The sequence below is a fragment of the Nocardia otitidiscaviarum genome (assembly GCF_007362295.1).
Classification (GTDB): Bacteria; Actinomycetota; Actinomycetes; order Mycobacteriales; family Mycobacteriaceae; genus Nocardia; species Nocardia otitidiscaviarum.
Map to the genome: position 1 here is coordinate 7,348,360 of NZ_CP041695.1, position 17,521 is coordinate 7,365,880.

Sequence of the window (17,521 nt, forward strand, 5' to 3'; positions counted from 1 at the left end):
ACGATCAACCCCTAGCCGCCCGTGTTGGGGAGGATCTGCTTGGGCGCGTCCAGCACCGAGCCGACGGTGTCGTCCACCCGATCGATGACACCCGGCAGGATGGGCACGGAGGGCTGCTGCGGCGGCTGCGGTGCGGGCTGCTGCGTCGGCTGCGGCGCTGGTTGCGGCGCCGGTTGCGGTGCGGGCTGCGGTGCGGGTGTGGGCTGCTGCGTCGGTTGCGGTGCGGGGGACTGCGCGGGCGCGGGTGCGTTGCCGGGCGCGGGTGCCGGGGCACCGGGCGCGGGCGACGGGGTCCCCGCCGTCGCGACCTGCTGCACGGTGGCGGGCGCACCGGGCGTATGCGGTTGGCCGGGCACTCCGGGTGTGTTCGTGAGCGCGGGCGCCTCCGGGCTGCCCGGCGCACCCTCGAGCCGGCCCGCCTCGGATACGGCGGGGTCGGCCGCGATACTCGTCGACGGCTGTCCAGGCGTGGGGGTGGAGGACGGGCCGGACTGCACACCGGTGCTGATCGCGAGGGTGCCGGTGGCGAGTGCGGCGACCGCCAGGGCGGTGACGCTCACCACCGCCAGCCGTTTCCGATTGCGCGGGCCCGGGTCGGGCGCGGTCTCGGGCAGTTCCGGTGGCACCGCCGTGACCCGGGCGGCCGTGCGTTCGCGGCCGCGGGCGGGTCCGTGTTCGTCGTCGCGGGGGGTCGCGGCGGGCGCCGCGTCGGCCGAGGACGCAGCGCCGTGCGAGTGGTGCTCGTCGTGTTCGTCGTACGTGTCGTGAGCGCTGTACGTGTCGTGAGCGTCGTACGTGTCGTGTTCGTCGTAGGTGTCGTGAGCGCCGTGCATGTCGTGTTCGTCGTACGCGGCGTGACCGCCGTACACGTCGCGCCCACGACTCTCGCCGGTCGCGGCAGCCGTAGCGCCCGCGCCGGGTGGCAGTGCGCCACTACGCGCCTCATCCGCGCGCCCCGAGTTCGGGTCGCGGGGGATGGCGGTGGTATCGCCGTCGCCGCCCGGTCGGGTGGCGCGGCGCACCGGTGCGGTGGGCGCGACGAGGGCCGGGTGGGGTTCGGTCGCGGTGGTGTCGGTGAGCAGATCGGCGGCCAGCAGGGCAGCGCCGTGGGCGCTGATGTGCGCCGGGTCGGCGGCCGCGGCCACGGGGATGCCGAATTCGGTGGAGAGCAGTTCGGTCACCAGCGGAATGGCCGCGCCACCGCCGGTGAGCAGGACGCCGTCCAGTTCGGTGACCCGCAGTCCGGCGCGCCGCACCGCCTCGCGCAGCAGGTCCATGGATCCGAGCAGGGGGCCGCGCAGCAGCTCCTCCAGCTCGTCGCGCACCAGCCGCACGTCCATGCCGAAGGCGGGCAGCCGGACCGGTACCACTGCCGCCGTCTTTTTGGAAAGCTCTTCCTTCGCAATTCTGCAGCGACCGCGCAGTGCGGCCAATTCTTGTTCGACGATCGGGTCGAACGGATCGAAATCGTTTTGCCCCACCGCATTAGCCAGAACGTAACGCATGGCCAGGAGATCGAATTCCGTACCCGCCACCATGGTCGAGTGCACCGGTTCTCCGAGCAGACCCGACAGCGGCCCGGTACGAACCACCGAAATGGTCAAACCGGTTGCGCCGAGATCATATACGGCCATCGCGCCGTCGTGCTCGGTTCCGTGTACCTCGCGCAGCCACCGCATGGCCGCGGTCGGTTCCGGCACCAGTGCGACGCCGTCCAGTCCGGCGGCATCCAGCGCGGACCGCTGCACCTCCACGGTGTGTTGCGTCCACCAGGCCGGATAGCAGGCGACCGTGGCCGCGGCGGAGCCGGTGTCGCGCACCGCGCGCGCCACCGCCGCCGCCACGAGATCCGCCGCGCGAACAGCGGTTCCGTCTCCGATGCGCATGTCCACGGGATCCCCGACCCGGGCCAGAATGCTCTCCGTGACCTCCGCCGCCGAGCCGAGCAGACTCGGACAGGCGTGTAGTTCGCGTCGTCCCCCCGAAGTCGTCACGGCGACTGTGTGCAGCGACCCGACCGTAATGCCGAGCGCCTGACCCTGACTCATTCGAGAACCCCTGTTCTACAAACACACCCTGCCCGGTGTGCCGTTTCGAAAGTCGATCAGTCCGATATGTACTAAGGCTTGGGTTGTGGCTTGCGAGCCACATGTGAGCTGTCGGTTGCTGGGGGGTCGTCGTTACCGCGTGCGGGGCAGGTACGGGGAAATTCCCCTAATCCCCACCCCGCCCCCAATGGTTCGGGGTCCGGCAACAGGGGAGTTCACCCCGTTCCGGAGTAACGCGTGAGCTTCCTAGCGTGAAAGGCAATTCGACAACCGCGGACCGCAGGGGTCCGCCGAAGGAGGCGATTTGCCATGAGTCCCAATGCGATTCTCGAGTTCATCCTCAGCCTGCTGCGGGACAGCGAGGCTGCCGCCGCCTACTGCGCCAACCCCGGACAGGCGCTGGTGGACGCCGGGCTGGCGGCGGTGACGCCGGAGGATATCGCCGCCGTGGCCCCCATGGTCGCCGAGTCGGCGCTGGTAGCGGGCGGTTCGGCCTTGTCGGCCATCGTCGCCGCGGGTGGTCTGGAGACCGCGGTCGCCGGTGCGGTCAATGGCGCGGTGAACGGCGGGGCGTCGGTCGGCACGGTCGCGGCGGGGACGACCGGGGTCGCGGCCACCGCCACCGCCGCCACCGCGGCCGAGGTGAATCTCGGCGGCCAGGCCGAAACCGGCGTCGACCTGGGCGCGGGCCTGGGTGCGGTGGCCGATGTCGCCGCCGGGCTCTCCACGGCGCTGGGCGGCGCACTGGAGACCGGTGCGGACGTGAGTGCGGGACTCGGCGCGGGGCTCGGCGCGGGACTCCAGGGCGCGGTCGACGCCGCCACCCAGGTGGGTGCGGGGGTCGACGCCGGACTGGGCGGACTCGTGAACGCGGGCGGCCAGCTGGGCGCGGGCCTCGGCGGAGCCCTCGGCGCGGCCGCCGATCTCGGTGGTCAGCTCGGTGCGGGCCTGGAAACCGGTCTGAACGGCGCGATCGACACCGCCGCCGGACTGGGCGCCCAGGTGGGCACCGATCTCGGCGCCGGACTCTCCGCCGGTCTCGGCGGCGCCGTGGCGGCCGGTGCCCAGGTCGGAGCCGATCTGGGGGCGGGCCTCGACGCGGCGCTCGACGGAGCCGTGGACACCGGCGCTCAGCTCGGCGGCGGTCTGGAAACCGGGCTGACCACGGGTGTCGGCGGTGTCGTCGATGCCGGTGTGGAACTCGGCGGTGGCTTGGAAGCCGGACTGTCCGGCGTGGCGGACACCGGTGCTCAGCTGGGCGCGGGCCTGGGTGGTGCGGTGGATGGCGCGGTCAGCGTCGGAACGGGCCTCGCGGCCGGTGTCGGTGGCGTGGTCGACGGTGCGCTGGGTGCCGGTGCGGAACTCGGCGGCGGCTTGGAAGCCGGACTCTCCGGCGCGGTGGATTCCGGTGCCCAGCTGGGCGCGGATCTCGGTGGTGCGGTGGACGGTGCGGTGACCGCCGGAACGGGCCTCACGGCCGGTGTGGGCGGTGCCGTCGATGGCGGGCTGGAGACCGGTTTGTCCACCGGTATCGGCGGGGCTGTCGATGCGGGCGCGCAGCTGGGCGCGGGACTCGGCGGCGCCGTGGACGGTGCGCTGGGGGCCGGTGCGGAAGTCGGCAGTGGTCTGGAAACCGAGCTGTCGACCGGCGTCGGCGGGGCTGTGGACGCGGGTACGCAGCTGGGTGCGGGTCTCGGCGGAACGGTCGATGGTGCGCTGGGTGCCGGTGCGGAACTCGGTAGTGGGCTGGAGACCGGTATCGGTGGTGCGGTGGACGCGGGCGCGGAATTCGGCAGTGGGCTGGAGTCCGGGCTGTCGGGTGCGGTGGACACCGGTGTGCAGGCGGGTGCGGGTGTCGGTGGTGCGGTGGACGGTGCGCTCGATGCCGGGGCCGGTCTGGGTGCCGGCGTCGACGGCGCGTTGGGTGCCGGTGCGGAGCTCGGGAGTGGGTTGGAGACCGGGCTGTCGACGGGGGTCGGCGGGGCGGTCGATGCCGGTGCGGAATTCGGCGGTGGGCTGGAGTCCGGGCTGTCGGGTGCGGTGGATACCGGCGCGCAGGCGGGTGCGGAACTCGGTGGGGCGGTCGGTGGGGCCGTGGACACCGGCGCGCAGGTCGGTGGCAGTGTCGACGCCGCGCTGGGGGCGGAGTCGGGGCTGGATGCCGGTGCGAGCTCGAATCCCTGGGCGGGACTGGATGTTTCGCAGGCATTCGGCGCCGGGGTGCAGGGCGGCGTCGAGGGCGACCTCACCGGTGGCACCGAGACGTCGCTGTTCGGGGACGCGGGCTTCGGCGGCGGGGCCGAGGTGGGCGGCGTCGCCGGTGGCGGCATCGTCGACGACATCCTGCAGTCGTGATGCCGCAGTCGTGACGCTGCACTCGTGACCGCACTGGTGATTCGGAGGTAGGGCTGTGACGGGAACCGCGGTGGCTCGGCCGCTGCTGTCGATACTGGGTGACACCATCGCGGTCGCACGCGCGGCCGACCGAGGTGACCTGGTAGGGCGACTGGAGACGGTCGCCCAGCGGATCCGCGATCCGCGACGGCGCATCGTGGTGGCCGGCTTGGGCAATCAGGGCAAGAGTCAGTTCGTGAACGCGCTGCTCAACCTGAATGTCTGTGCGGTGGGCGATGATACGACCACCACCGCCACGGTCACCGTGGTCCACGGCAGCGAGTCACGGGCCGCGGCCGTGCTGGCCGGGCCGGGCGGCGGCGAGGCCGAATCCACCCGGGTCCCGGTACCTTTCGAGAATCTGGGCGCGATCGAACCCACCGTGCGGGCGCGGCCGGTGCTGCGGGTGGAGGTGGAAACCGCCAACCCGCTGCTCGCCGACGGCATCGCGGTCGTGGACACCCCCGGCCTCGGTGCACACGGAAATCCCGGTGCGGCAGGCGTTTACGCCACCATCCCGGGAGCCGACGCGGTACTGCTGCTCAGCGACGCCTCCACCGAACTCACCGTGCCGGAGGTGGAATTCCTGCGGCAGGTGCGGGAGTTGAGCCCCGCCGTGGCAGTACTGCTCACCAAGATCGACCTGTATCCACACTGGAGGCAGGTCCACGACGCGAATCAGCGGCACCTCGAGACTGCGGGGCTCGAGGTTCCGCTGATTCCCGTCTCCGCCGTCCTGCGCACCCACGCCATGCGGCTGCGCGATGAACAGCTCGGCCGCGAATCGGGTTTCGGGCAGGTGTTCCAGTTTCTGCGCGACCAGGTCGTGGCCCGCGACCAGGCCGCCACCCGGCAGGCGGTGGGCGTCGACATCGGTTCGGCGGCCGAACATCTGGCGTTGGCGTTGAGCAGCGAACTGGTGGCGCTGCGCGATCCCGAGCGCGGGGCCGCCGCCATCGTGGAACTGCGTTCCGCCAAGGCGGCCGCCGAGCGGCTGCGCCGCAATACCGCCGCCTGGCAGCAGACTCTCGCCGACGGCATCACCGATCTGGCCGGGGATATCGACCACGATCTGCGCAACCGGCTGCGCGATATCGCGCGCGAGGGCGAGGAGTGGATCGACGCCAATGATCCCGGGCGGCATTGGGACACCATCGAGGAATGGCTGACCGGAACCGTGGGCACGGCGGTCGGCGACAATCTGCTGTGGACCCGCACCCGCGCCATCCGGCTGGCCGAACGGATCGCCGGACACTTCACCGAACTCGGCGCGGTGGACCTGCCCGAGCTGGCCGGCAGCCTGGACCCCGACGGCTCCCGCGTCGGCTCCTGCACCCTCGCCGATCTGGAGCCCGATCTCGGCTTCACGCACAAACTGCTGGTGGGGGTGCGGGGCTCCTACGGCGGCGTGGTGATGGCCGGGCTGGCGGGCACTCTGGCCGGGATGGCGATCATCAATCCGCTGTCCATCGGCGCGGGAGTGATTCTGGGCGGCAAGGCGTTCCGTGACGACAAGCAGGCGCGGCTGGCCAAGCGCCGGATCGAGGCCAAGGCCGCCGTGCGCCGGTACGTCGACGATGTGGCCTTCCACTCCGGCAAGGAGACCAAGGACCGGCTGCACCGCATCCACCGCCTGCTGCGCGATCACTTCACCGGCGTGGCCGACCGCTCGCTGCGCTCCCTGGACGAATCCCTGCGCGCCGCCCAGGAAGCCGCCACCCTGGAAACCTCCCGCCGTACCGGACGCGCCACCGAACTCGAGCGCCAACTCCGCGTCGTGGCCGAACTCCGCCGCCACGCCGACGCGTTGCTCACCCTCGAAGCCCGCCCGGCCGCCCGGGCGCTCCCACCCCCGTGACGTGCTCGTTCGCCCGGTGACAGGGTTGGGCCATGGGTAGTCGCGAGGAGACCGGGGAGTCCCGCTACCGTGTGTGAATGGTTTTCGATGCCCCGGGTGCAGTGGCCGGGATCGTGCCCGAGGCGCGGCGGTTGATCGGTGTGGCTCGGCAGGCGTATGCGGGGCAGGCGCGGGTGAGCGCGCTGCTCGCCGACTGCGCGCGCCGCCTGGACGAACCGCTGCGGGTGGCGTTGGCGGGTCAGCTCAAGGCCGGTAAGTCGACGCTGTTGAACGCCCTGGTCGGGCAGGACATCGCGCCCACCGACGCGACCGAGTGCACCCGGCTGGTGACCTGGTACCGGCACGGTCCGACGCCGCGGGTGACCGCGTTCGCGCGCGACGGGGCGCACGCCGATGTGGGGGTGCGCCGGGATCGCGGGGCCGACGGGCTGGCCACACCGCATGGCCTGCACTTCGACCTGTCGGCGCTGCGGTGGAACGCGCCCGGTGCGCGCGAGGTGGACCATCTCGACGTGCAGTGGCCGTCGGAGGAATTGGCGCGCACCACGATCATCGACTCACCCGGTATCTCGTCCATGTCGCGGGAGGTCTCGGCGCGCACGGCGCGCCTGCTCACCCCGGCCGCCGATCCGGCCGGTGTGGTGCTGCCGGGCGCGGACGCCGTCGTCTACCTGCTGCGCCGCCTCGATGCCGCGGATGTGAATTTCCTCGAAAGTATCGGCGCTGGTAGCGGATCCGGTCAGGCCGCCGATGCGGGCGCTCCCGGGCTCGGATACGGGGCGTTCGGTGCGGGTGCGTCCGGCACGGGGAGATTCGGGCATGGAACGACCGGTACCGGGGCATCGGTCGGCGCTGCCGGTGCGCACGGGCCGGGAGCGTCGCCCGCGGGCTACACGGCCGCCGCGGCCCCGCTCGGGGCGGTCGGTGTGGTCTCGCGCGCGGACGAGATCGGTGCCGGCCGTATCGACGCCCTGCACTCCGCCCGCGAGGTGGCGTCCCGTTTCGCCGAGGAGCTCGAGCGCACCGGGCTGTGCCAGTCCGTGGTTCCGGTGGCGGGTCTGCTGGCCTTCGCCGCCGCCACGCTGCGCCAGCGCGAGTACGCGGCCTTCGAGGCCCTGGCGACGGTGCCGACCGAGGAACTCACCGCGGCCCTGCTGTCGGCGGACCGTTTCGCCCGCCCCGATCTGCCGCTGCCGGTGTCGCCGGAGTTGCGCGCGCATCTGGTGGCCCGCTTCGGCCTGTTCGGAATCCGGTTGTCCGTCACGCTGATCCGCCTCGGGGTGCGCGACTCCGCCAGTCTGGCGGCCGAACTCACCAATCGCAGCGGACTGGATGAGCTGCGCTCCGTGCTGGATGTGCAATTCGCCCAGCGCGCCGAGGAATTGAAGGCCCACTCCGCGCTCACCGCGCTGGCCCGCATTCTGGCCGCCTACCCGGGCACCTCCGCCGACGCGCTGCTCCCGCGCGTGCGCACGCTGCTCGCCGATGTGCACGGTTTCGCGGAACTGCGCCTGCTCGGCCGTCTCCGCTCCGATGAGCTGCCGCTGCCGGAGGACGATATCGCCGAATTGCAGCGCCTCATCGGCGGTTCCGGCGTGGCCCCCCATCTGCGCCTGGGGCTGCCCGCCGACACCGATCTCACCACCCAGCGCGAATACGCTCTCGCAGCCGTGCGCAAATGGCGTTCCCGCGCCGGTCATCCGCTGGCCGATCAGGTCACGGCGACGGCGTGCCTCACCGCCGCCCGCAGCGCCGAGGGCCTGCTCGACACGCTCAACGATCCCCCGACCACCCCGCTGACCCGCATCCCGCGGCACCGCGCGTAGGCCGCGGATCAGGGTGCGGTGGCGGTGCTGCGGGGGTCGATGAGGATCTTGGCGTGGTGGTCGGGGGAGGCGAGGGCGCCGAAGGCGGCGTCGATGCCGTCCAGGCCGACGGTGCCGGTGACGAGCGGGCTCGGGTCCACCGTGCCGTCGGCGATCATGTGCAGGGTGTCGCGGAATTCGCCGGGGTCGTAGCCGAGCACGAAGCGCAGTTCGATCTCCTTGTTGATGGCGGTCGCCGGGTGGATCACATCGGGCTGCATGCAGACGCCGACCACCACGACGCGGGACATGGGCGGTGCGGCGGTGAGGATCTGATCGAGAATCCCCGGAACGCCGACGCATTCGAAGATGACCGGCGTGGCGGGCCCCTGATCGAAGGTGTGGGCGGCGCGGAACAGATACCACCAGGGCAGCTTCGGAATGCGCCGCAGCCGTTCCATGGCGTCGAAGCCGAGATTGAGGATGTCGGTCGCACCACTGATGCGCGAGGTGCGGGGCGCGGCGTCCCAGGGCGATGCGACGGCGGGGTCCACCACCACATCGGCCCCGCAGCGCCGCGCCAGTTCCCGGCGGCGCGGTGAGAGATCGCTGGCCACCACCGTGCGCACCCCGGCGGCCTTCAACATGCTGACGACCGCCAGCCCGATCGGTCCGCAGCCGATGACGAAAGCCGTTCGCCTCCTGCCGATCCGGCTCTTGCGCACCGCATGCCAGGCCACCGCCATGGGTTCGGTGAGCGCCGCGAGTTCGGCGGACAGGCCGTTCGGCACCGGGAAGGTCATGGACTCCTGCACCACCACCTGCTCGGCGTAGCCACCGGGCGCGGCGACCGACAGGCCGGTCAGGTGCGGTTGCCGTCCCTGCCGTTGAATCGGCAGCGCCACCACGGGAGTGCCTGGCCGCCAACGCTTTCGGCAGCCGGGGCCGTAATCCACGACCGTGCCGGAGAATTCGTGTCCGAGCACCACACTCTGCGCCGAGCGCATGAAGTGCCCGTATCCGGTGGCGGCCGCCAGCTCCGCCAGTTCGTCGCAGTGCACGCGGGCATGCAGATCCGATCCGCAGATGCCGCACCGCACCACGTCGATCAGCACCTGCCCGCGACCGGGAACCGGTGTCGGCAGCTCCTCCACCCGAAACTCGCCCTTGGTGACCACGGCCGCTCGCATACCGGCACTCCTGTCGACTCGCACGTGACGCTCGTCACCCAATCTAGCGGTCGTGGCCGCCCGCGCGGTGCGGACGGCGGCGACCGCCGACCTCACGGACTCGACGCGAACCACGGCCGGGAGACCGTGGATGCGAGTCCGACTGGATTCGAGGTGAACCACGGCGGGGGTGACCGCGGGTACGAGTCCGACTGGATTCGAGGTGAACCACGGCGGGGGTGACCGCGGGTACGAGCCCGAGCGGACTCGAGGTGAACCACGCTGGGGAGATCACTGCCACGAGCCTGATCGGACTGCGGCCGACCCACGTCGGACAGAGTCGTCGGCCCGCGCGCCGCGAGCAGCGCGAGCCTGCGTTGCCGGGTGGGCTCGAGCCTCGCCCGCGCGTCCACGTCGCGACCGATGCGACCTGTCGGCGACCGGGTGTGGGTGACGGTGCGGCGGGTATCCGCCCGGTGTCGAAAGGCAGGTGGGTCATGGGGCGACAGGACATCGTGCGGGCGCTGTTGGATCGCGCGGGGACGAGTTATGCGGCCGAGGCCGGGATCCGGCTGGCCGACAAACCCGCGTCGCTGTTCCAGCTGTTGATGCTGTCTCAGCTGCTCAGTGCCCGCATCTCCGCCGATATCGCCATCTCCGCCGCCCGCGAACTGGTCGGCAGCGGATACACCACCCCGCGGCGGGTGGCCGACGCCGACTGGCAGGAACTGGTCGACGCGCTCGGCCGCGGCCACTACCGCCGCTACGACGAATCCACGGCCACCCGGCTCGGCGCGAACGCGGCGCTGCTCCTCGACCGCTACCACGGCGACCTGCGCCGACTCGCCGAGGAATCCGGGCGCGATCCGGCGCGGCTGGCGAGCCTCCTACAGCGGTTCCAGGGCATCGGCCCGGTCGGCGCGGAGATCTTCCTCCGCGAGGTGCAGGACACCTGGACCTGGGTCCGCCCCCACTTCGACGAGCGCGCCCGCCGAGGCGCGAGCCGCCTCGGCCTCCCGACCGACCCCGCCGCCCTGGACCGCCTCAGCCCACCCGGCCACGACGCCGACCTGGCGGCGGCCCTGGTCCGCGTCACCCTCGACCGCGACCTCGCCCACGAGATCCTGAGCACCACCCGCTAGTCCTCGACGGCACCACCGCAGGTCCGTGCAGCCGCGCTCCCGCCCGAATGAACCGCGCCCGCAAGGTGGCCGCCCAACCGCGTGCACCCGATGATGCCGCGCCCGTGAGGTGCGTGCTGCCGCGTCACCCGCGTGGTGGTGCCGCGTCAGTGAGCTTGCTGCTACCCGAATGATGCCGAGCACTCGAGGTGGCTGCCCGCCGCGTGCTAACCGAATGATGCCGAGCCCCCCAAGGTGGGTGCTGGCCGCGTGCTGCGGGAATGATGCGCGCTCGCGAGGTGGTGCACCCTCTTGCGTCGCTGGAGTGGCGCCGGAGTGCTGCCGCGCTCGCGAGGTGAGGGCCAGCCGTCTGTGCTGCCGCGTATCCCGCGTGGTGGTGCCGCGTCCGCGAGCTTGCCGCCGCTGCGTGTGTCGCTGGGGTGATTCCGCGCCTGCGAGGTGTCCTGTCGCGTGTGTGTCGCTGGGGTGATCCCGCGCCTGCGAGGTGCCCTGCCGTGTGTGCCGTCGGAGGCGTGCCGCGTCCGTGAGGTGGCTGCCGCTGTTGTCTCGCCGGTCGGTCGTACCCGCGCGGCCGGTGGCATCGCGCACCCGCGCGCGTACCGCACACCCGGGTCCGCAGCGCGGGCGCGGCTGGGCGGGATCCACGTGGTCGTGGTGGAGTCGGCCTCGGTCCGCCGGTTTCCCTATTCGGCACCTATCGACGGTGGTAGGTGGTACAAAACGGGCGTTCTGCGCTTACCATCCGGGGGTGAGTTCGAGATCGCCCGGTTCGGCGGCCGGAACCGGGCGGGTTCGGGCCCGGGATATCGACCGGGTCACCACGCGTGCCCGGCTGGATGCCGCCTATGCGGAGGGCCAGCTCGGGGCCGACGAGTACCACGAGCGTTCGGAGCGGGCGGGTAGGGCCGAGACGCTGGGCGAGCTGCACCGGCTGGTCGGGGATCTGCAACCGTCGCCGGGGGCCACGGACCTGTCACTCCCGCAGCCGAATCCGGCGTGGACCAGGGCGCGCAAGGGCGGCTATCCGCCGCGCGTGCGGGCGCGTCACGCCGACCGCGCCGCCACCTGCGCGGTCCTGGACGCGGCGCTCGCCGACGGCCAGCTGTCCGTCGACGACCACCATGCCCTGACCGAACTGGCCGGTGCGGCAACAACTCTCGGGGAACTCGCGGAGCTCACGGCCGACCTGCAACGCCCCGCCGACGCTCCCGGTCCGCCCCGTCCGCCGCTGCCGCACCGCCGCTACTGGTTCCCGGCGGGCGTGGCCGCGCTCGCGCTGGCCGCCGCCGTGGGCATGTACACCGTGGTCGACCGGCCCGCCGCCGTACCGGCGGGGCCGCCGTCGGTGGATCTCGGCGTCATCGAGCCGAAGGTGATCCCCACCCCGAATCTCCTGACGGTGGCGGGTATCGCCCATTTTCGCGACACCTACCGCGCCAAGTTCGGCGATACCCTGCTCGACGAGGTGAGCCTGTTCGACGAGCACGCGAGCATCGCGCGCGCCGTGCCCGGGGAACCGAATCGTGTGGTGCACTACGGCTATCGCGGCGGTTTCGAGCAGAGCCGTCCGGTGGCCACCCGCAAGCCCGATACGCCGCAATTCGATCTGGCCGCCGTGGATCTCACCGCCCTCGACCGGACGCTCGCCGAAGCACCCGCCCTCCTGAACGTCGACGGCGGCACCATCAGCCATATCGACCTGAAGGTGGACACCGCGCCGGGAGGGTCGCGGACCGCGCCCGTCGCGCTCGTCCGGGTGTATGTGCGCAATGCGTTCGGCGAGAGCGGATATCTGCTACTGGACCCCACGGGAGTGGTGCTGCGCGCCTTCCCCTTCTCCGGATAGGCCGACAGTCATGTCCGACACCCGACGCCACAGCGGCCTGCGCGTCCGCGACTCCGATCGTGTGGACGCCTGCGCCCTGCTCGACGCCGCGCACGCCGAGGGCGAGCTCACCGATGCCGAATACGCCCAGCGTTCGGCGGCGGCCATGCGGGCGCGCACCTTCGGCGATCTCGACACCCTCATCGGCGACCTGCAGATCCCGCGCAACCTCGCCGACGCCCCGGTGGTGCGCGTGCAACGCCGGAAACCGGCACGCCGGTGGCAGGCGGCGGCGGCCACGGTCGTGGTCGCGGGGCTGCTCGGCGCCATGGGCGGTTGCGCGGCCCGCACCACCGCACCCGACCCGCCGCTGCTCGAGCCGACCACCGGGGTGGGCCTGGCGAGTTTTCTCGCGACCTACCGGGACCGATACGGCGATCTGACGGCCGACGAGATGAGCCTGTATCCGCAGTACGCCCTGGTGGAGCGCGCCGTCGATGCGGGCCGAACCGTACGCCTCCGCTACGACGAGCAGGGTTTCAGCTCCACCGACACCGCCCGCGACGACGATGCCGCGGCCTTCGATCTGGCCGACCTGGATGTGCGCGGCTTCGCGGCCGTCATGGCCGGCGCCCCGGAGACGCTGCGGGTCCCCGGCGGCGCCATCAGCCACATCGTCATTCACCGCCCGCCGGGCGCGAACCCCGCCGATCCGGGGGCGAAGGTCAACCCGCCCGTCGTCTTCGTCTACGCGAAGGACGGCAGCCGCGGCGGATACCTGGAGCTGACCCTCGCGGGTGAGGTGCTCGCGGTCCACCCGGCCGAGGACTGATCGAAAAAATTTCTCCGCGCCCCGGGAATAGATGACCTGGGGGCCAGGTTGGTCCTGTTCGACAAGGTTGAGCGAGAGCGACTCAAGTTCAAGTTGCGCCCCGAGCGATACGGGGGCAGGATTGAGCCGACCACGCTCAGTGTTGCTGGGAGCCCATGCTCCCGCGCCAGGCAGGTACGTCAACTAGGAGGATTCACCATGGCTCGTGCGGTCGGTATCGACCTCGGGACCACGAACTCGGTCATCGCTGTTCTCGAAGGCGGTGAGCCGGTCGTCGTCGCCAACTCGGAAGGCTCGCGCACCACTCCGTCGATCGTCGCGTTCGCGAAGAACGGCGAGGTGCTCGTGGGTCAGCCCGCCAAGAACCAGGCGGTCACCAACGTCGATCGCACCATCCGGTCGGTCAAACGCCACATGGGCGAGGACTGGACCGTCGAGATCGACGCCAAGAAGTACACCCCGCAGGAGATCTCGGCGCGCACGCTGATGAAGCTGAAGCGCGACGCCGAGTCCTACCTCGGTGAGGAGATCACCGACGCGGTCATCACCGTCCCCGCCTACTTCGAGGACGCGCAGCGCCAGGCCACCAAGGAGGCCGGCCAGATCGCGGGCCTGAACGTGCTCCGCATCGTCAACGAGCCGACCGCCGCCGCGCTGGCGTACGGCCTGGACAAGGGCGACAAGGAACAGACCATCCTGGTCTTCGACCTCGGTGGCGGCACCTTCGACGTCTCGCTGCTGGAAATCGGCGAGGGCGTCGTCGAGGTCCGCGCGACCTCCGGTGACAACCACCTCGGTGGTGACGACTGGGACGAGCGCATCGTGCAGTGGCTGGTCGACAAGTTCAAGGGCACCTCGGGCATCGACCTGACCAAGGACAAGATGGCCATGCAGCGGCTGCGCGAGGCCGCCGAGAAGGCCAAGATCGAACTGTCGTCGAGCCAGTCGACCTCGATCAACCTGCCCTACATCACCGTGGACGCGGACAAGAACCCGCTGTTCCTCGACGAGCAGCTGACCCGGTCGGAGTTCCAGAAGATCACCTCGGATCTGCTGGACCGCACCCGCAAGCCGTTCCAGTCCGTGATCAAGGACGCCGGCATCTCCGTGGGCGATATCGACCACGTGGTGCTGGTCGGCGGTTCCACCCGCATGCCCGCCGTCTCCGAGCTGGTCAAGGAGCTGACCGGCGGCAAGGAGCCGAACAAGGGCGTGAACCCGGACGAGGTCGTCGCCATCGGCGCCGCCCTGCAGGCCGGTGTGCTCAAGGGTGAGGTCAAGGACGTCCTGCTGCTCGATGTGACCCCGCTGTCGCTGGGCATCGAGACCAAGGGCGGCGTGATGACCAAGCTCATCGAGCGCAACACCACCATTCCGACCAAGCGGTCGGAGACCTTCACCACGGCGGACGACAACCAGCCGTCGGTGCAGATCCAGGTGTTCCAGGGTGAGCGCGAGATCGCCTCGCACAACAAGCTGCTCGGTTCGTTCGAGCTGACCGGTATCCCGCCGGCCCCGCGCGGCGTGCCGCAGATCGAGGTCACCTTCGACATCGACGCCAACGGCATCGTCCACGTGACCGCCAAGGACAAGGGCACCGGCAAGGAGAACACGATCAAGATCCAGGACGGCTCCGGCCTGTCCAAGGAGGAGATCGACCGGATGGTCAAGGACGCCGAGGCGCACGCCGCCGAGGACAAGGCGCGGCGCGAGGAGGCGGAGACCCGCAACCAGGCCGAGTCGCTCGTCCACCAGACCGAGAAGTTCATCAAGGAGAACGAGGACAAGGTCCCGGCGGACGTCAAGTCCAAGGTCGAGGCGGCCATCGCCGAGGCCAACGAGGCGCTGAAGGGCACCGACATCGCGGCCGTAAAGACCGCGGTGGAGAAGCTGGCGACCGAGTCGCAGGCGTTGGGCCAGGCCATCTACGAGGCTTCGGCCGCGGATGCCGCTCAGTCCGGAAACGGCCAGGGCACGCCCGATTCCGATGACACCGTCGTTGACGCCGAGGTCGTCGAGGAGCCTGAGAAGAAGTGACGAACCAGAACCCGAAGCAAGAGCCGATCGTCGACGATCCGGCCGCGGGTGAGGTTTCGGAAGCCGCGGCGGAGGAATCCGCCGCGGCGCAGAATCCCACGTCGGCCTCGTCCGAGCGGCCCGACGGCGCGACCGCGGGGAGCGCCGACGCGCTCGCCGACACCATCACCGCCGAATTGGCCGAGCGCACCGCCGATCTACAGCGGCTGACCGCCGAGTACGCCAATTACCGGCGTCGGGTCGAACGCGACCGCAAGGCCGCCATCGACTCCGCCAAGGCGGCGGTGGTCGGCGAACTGCTTGGCGTGCTCGACGATCTCGATCGGGCCCGCGCCCACGGTGACCTGGAGGCCGGACCGCTCAAGAGCGTCGCCGACAAACTGGCCACCGCCCTGCAGAAGCAGGGCCTCGAGGAATTCGGTGCGGAGGGTGAGCCTTTCGACCCGACCCTGCACGAGGCCGTGCAGCACGAGGGTTCCGGCAGTGAGCCGGTGATCGGCATGGTCATGCGCAAGGGATACCGGTTCGGCGAGCGGGTGCTGCGGCACGCGCTGGTCGGCGTGACCGATGGTCCGACGAACGGCGCTGGGGCGCAGTCGGATCCGACGAACGCTGGCGCGGATGCCAGTAACAACGGGTAAGAAGCGGGAAGGAGGAGATGCCCGGTGAACCGGGAGTGGCTCGAGAAGGACTTCTACAAAGAGCTGGGTATTTCCTCCAGCGCCACCCAGGACGAGGTCAAGAAGGCCTATCGCAAGCTGGCCCGTGATCTGCACCCGGACAAGAATCCGGGGGACGTCAAGGCCGAGGAGCGGTTCAAGGCCGTCAGCGAAGCGCATTCGGTGCTGTCGGATCCGGAGAAGCGCAAGGAGTACGACGAGGCGCGGCGGCTGTTCGCCAGCGGCGGTTTCGGTCGCGGCGGTTTCGCACCGAGCGGCGGTTACGGCGGCACCGGCGGATTCAGCGGCGCCGAGTTCAATCTGGGCGACATCTTCGGCGGGGCGACCGCCGGGACCGGACCCGACGGCGGCCTGGGCGACATCCTGGGTGGGCTGTTCAACCGGGGCGGCGGCGCCCGCGCCTCCTCGCGGCCGCGGCGCGGCAGCGATGTGGAGACCGAGACGACGCTCGGTTTCCGCGAGGCGGCGCAGGGCGTCACGGTTCCCCTACGTATGACCAGCCCCTCGCCGTGTACGACATGTCACGGCAGCGGTGCCAAACCGGGCACCAGTCCGCGAGTCTGCCCGCACTGCAATGGAACCGGCGTCATCAGCCGCAACCAGGGTGCGTTCGGATTCAGCGAACCGTGTGACGACTGCCGGGGCACCGGGTCGATCATCGACGACCCGTGCGTCGACTGCCGGGGCACCGGTATTCAGAACCGCACCCGCACCATCACCGTGCGCATTCCCCCGGGTGTGCGCGACGGTCAGCGAATCCGCTTGGCGGGCCAGGGTGAAGCGGGTCTGCGGGGCGCGCCCCCGGGTGACCTGTATGTCACCGTGCACGTCAGCGGGGACAAGGTCTTCGGCCGCAATGGCGACGACCTGACCTTGGTGCTCCCGGTCAGCTACAGCGAATTGGTGCTCGGGACAACCGTTTCGGTGCCGACGCTGGACGGCCGGGTGGGCGTGAAGGTGCCGCCGGGCACCGCCGACGGGCGTACCCTGCGGGTGCGCGGGCGCGGCGTTCCCAAGCGCGGCGGCGGTGCGGGTGATCTGCTGGTCACGGTGAAGGTCGCGATCCCGCAGAAGCTGGACGACAATGCCACCGAGGCGCTGCGGCGCTATGCGGAGGCGGAGAAGACCAGCGGTTTCGACCCGCGTGCTGGATGGGCAGGTGCGTGATGAATTCCGATCCGAAGAAGAGCTCCGAGACCCAGTACTTCCTGATCTCGGTGGCGGCACAGCTGGCGGGCATGCACGCCCAGACGCTGCGGACCTATGACCGGCTTGGTCTGGTTTCGCCGCAACGCACTTCGGGCGGCGGGCGACGCTACTCCGATCGGGACGTGCAGCTGCTGCGCGAGGTGCAGCGGCTGTCCCAGGACGAGGGCGTCAATCTCGCCGGTATCAAACGGATCATCGAACTCACCAATCAGGTCGAGGAGTTGCAGCAGCGGGTGTCCGAGCTGACGGCGGAGGTGGAGCGGCTGCGGTCCGGGTACCGGCCCGATCAGCTCACGCCGCCGCAGCGCAGTACGGCCCTGGTGGTGTGGCAGCCGCGCAATCGACGGCAGCGGTAACCCGCGATCCACGAATCGAGCAGCGCTCCGGATTTCCGGGGCGCTGCTTTTCGTTGCGGGTGGTGTGCTGACGGATTCCGGTGGGCGGCGGTGTGAACGGTTCCGGATCACGGTCGAAAACAATTCAAACCGGCCGGTTGTTTATTGTGGTGATTCGTGAGTTATG

At 70.8% G+C, this 17,521-nt stretch carries 12 protein-coding genes; 10 read left to right on the forward strand and 2 right to left on the reverse strand.

All coding sequences use genetic code 11. From position 1 onward, the window contains the following. Window positions 1-11: 11 nt before the first annotated feature. The gene (locus FOH10_RS33075) at window positions 12-1,994 is read right to left on the reverse strand and encodes an Hsp70 family protein (protein WP_186000653.1); all 1,983 of its coding nucleotides are present in this window, start codon (window positions 1,992-1,994) and stop codon (window positions 12-14) included. Window positions 1,995-2,357: 363 nt separating this feature from the next. Between FOH10_RS33075 and FOH10_RS33080 the strand changes: the two genes are divergently transcribed. The 3 genes from FOH10_RS33080 to FOH10_RS35985 all read left to right on the forward strand — a co-directional run bounded on the left by FOH10_RS33080 (window position 2,358) and on the right by FOH10_RS35985 (window position 8,126). After that, window positions 2,358-4,403 carry an IniB N-terminal domain-containing protein gene (locus FOH10_RS33080; RefSeq protein ID WP_143983570.1) on the forward strand — a complete coding sequence of 682 codons (2,046 nt, stop codon included), beginning with the start codon at window positions 2,358-2,360 and terminating at the stop codon, window positions 4,401-4,403. Between the two features lie 55 nt (window positions 4,404-4,458). Further along, a complete protein-coding gene (locus FOH10_RS33085) occupies window positions 4,459-6,300 on the forward strand; it encodes a dynamin family protein (protein WP_143983571.1) in 1,842 nt (613 codons plus the stop codon). A gap of 77 nt (window positions 6,301-6,377) precedes the next feature. Then, entirely contained in the window at window positions 6,378-8,126 is a 1,749-nt protein-coding gene (locus FOH10_RS35985) for a dynamin family protein (RefSeq protein WP_244961478.1), read from the forward strand. Window positions 8,127-8,134: 8 nt separating this feature from the next. Here the strand turns inward: FOH10_RS35985 and FOH10_RS33100 are convergent, their stop codons facing one another. Next, entirely contained in the window at window positions 8,135-9,295 is a 1,161-nt protein-coding gene (locus FOH10_RS33100) for a zinc-binding dehydrogenase (protein ID WP_143983572.1), read from the reverse strand. A 476-nt stretch (window positions 9,296-9,771) separates the two neighbouring features. On the opposite strand from FOH10_RS33100, the gene FOH10_RS33105 reads away from it, so the two are divergent. From FOH10_RS33105 to FOH10_RS33135, 7 genes are all read left to right on the forward strand, one after another. After that, entirely contained in the window at window positions 9,772-10,416 is a 645-nt protein-coding gene (locus FOH10_RS33105; RefSeq protein ID WP_143983573.1) for an HhH-GDP family DNA glycosylase, read from the forward strand. A 748-nt stretch (window positions 10,417-11,164) separates the two neighbouring features. Further along, window positions 11,165-12,262, forward strand: a complete 1,098-nt coding sequence (locus FOH10_RS35120) for a DUF1707 SHOCT-like domain-containing protein (RefSeq protein ID WP_186000654.1) — start codon at window positions 11,165-11,167, stop codon at window positions 12,260-12,262. 10 nt (window positions 12,263-12,272) lie between these two features. Further along, on the forward strand, window positions 12,273-13,073 hold the full coding sequence (locus tag FOH10_RS33115) for a DUF1707 SHOCT-like domain-containing protein (protein WP_186000655.1): 801 nt from the start codon (window positions 12,273-12,275) through the stop codon (window positions 13,071-13,073). Window positions 13,074-13,271: 198 nt separating this feature from the next. Continuing rightward, on the forward strand, window positions 13,272-15,110 hold the full coding sequence (gene dnaK / locus FOH10_RS33120) for a molecular chaperone DnaK (protein ID WP_143983575.1): 1,839 nt from the start codon (window positions 13,272-13,274) through the stop codon (window positions 15,108-15,110). Continuing rightward, window positions 15,107-15,751 (forward strand): nucleotide exchange factor GrpE, encoded by a 645-nt coding sequence (gene grpE / locus FOH10_RS33125; protein WP_081592789.1) that lies wholly within the window; start codon window positions 15,107-15,109, stop codon window positions 15,749-15,751. The genes dnaK and grpE overlap by 4 nt, the downstream gene beginning before the upstream one ends. Before the next feature lie 24 nt (window positions 15,752-15,775). Continuing rightward, a complete protein-coding gene (gene dnaJ / locus FOH10_RS33130) occupies window positions 15,776-16,957 on the forward strand; it encodes a molecular chaperone DnaJ (protein ID WP_039817994.1) in 1,182 nt (393 codons plus the stop codon). Next, window positions 16,957-17,355 (forward strand): heat shock protein transcriptional repressor HspR, encoded by a 399-nt coding sequence (locus FOH10_RS33135; RefSeq protein WP_029930851.1) that lies wholly within the window; start codon window positions 16,957-16,959, stop codon window positions 17,353-17,355. The genes dnaJ and FOH10_RS33135 overlap by 1 nt, the downstream gene beginning before the upstream one ends. Window positions 17,356-17,521 lie beyond the last annotated feature (166 nt).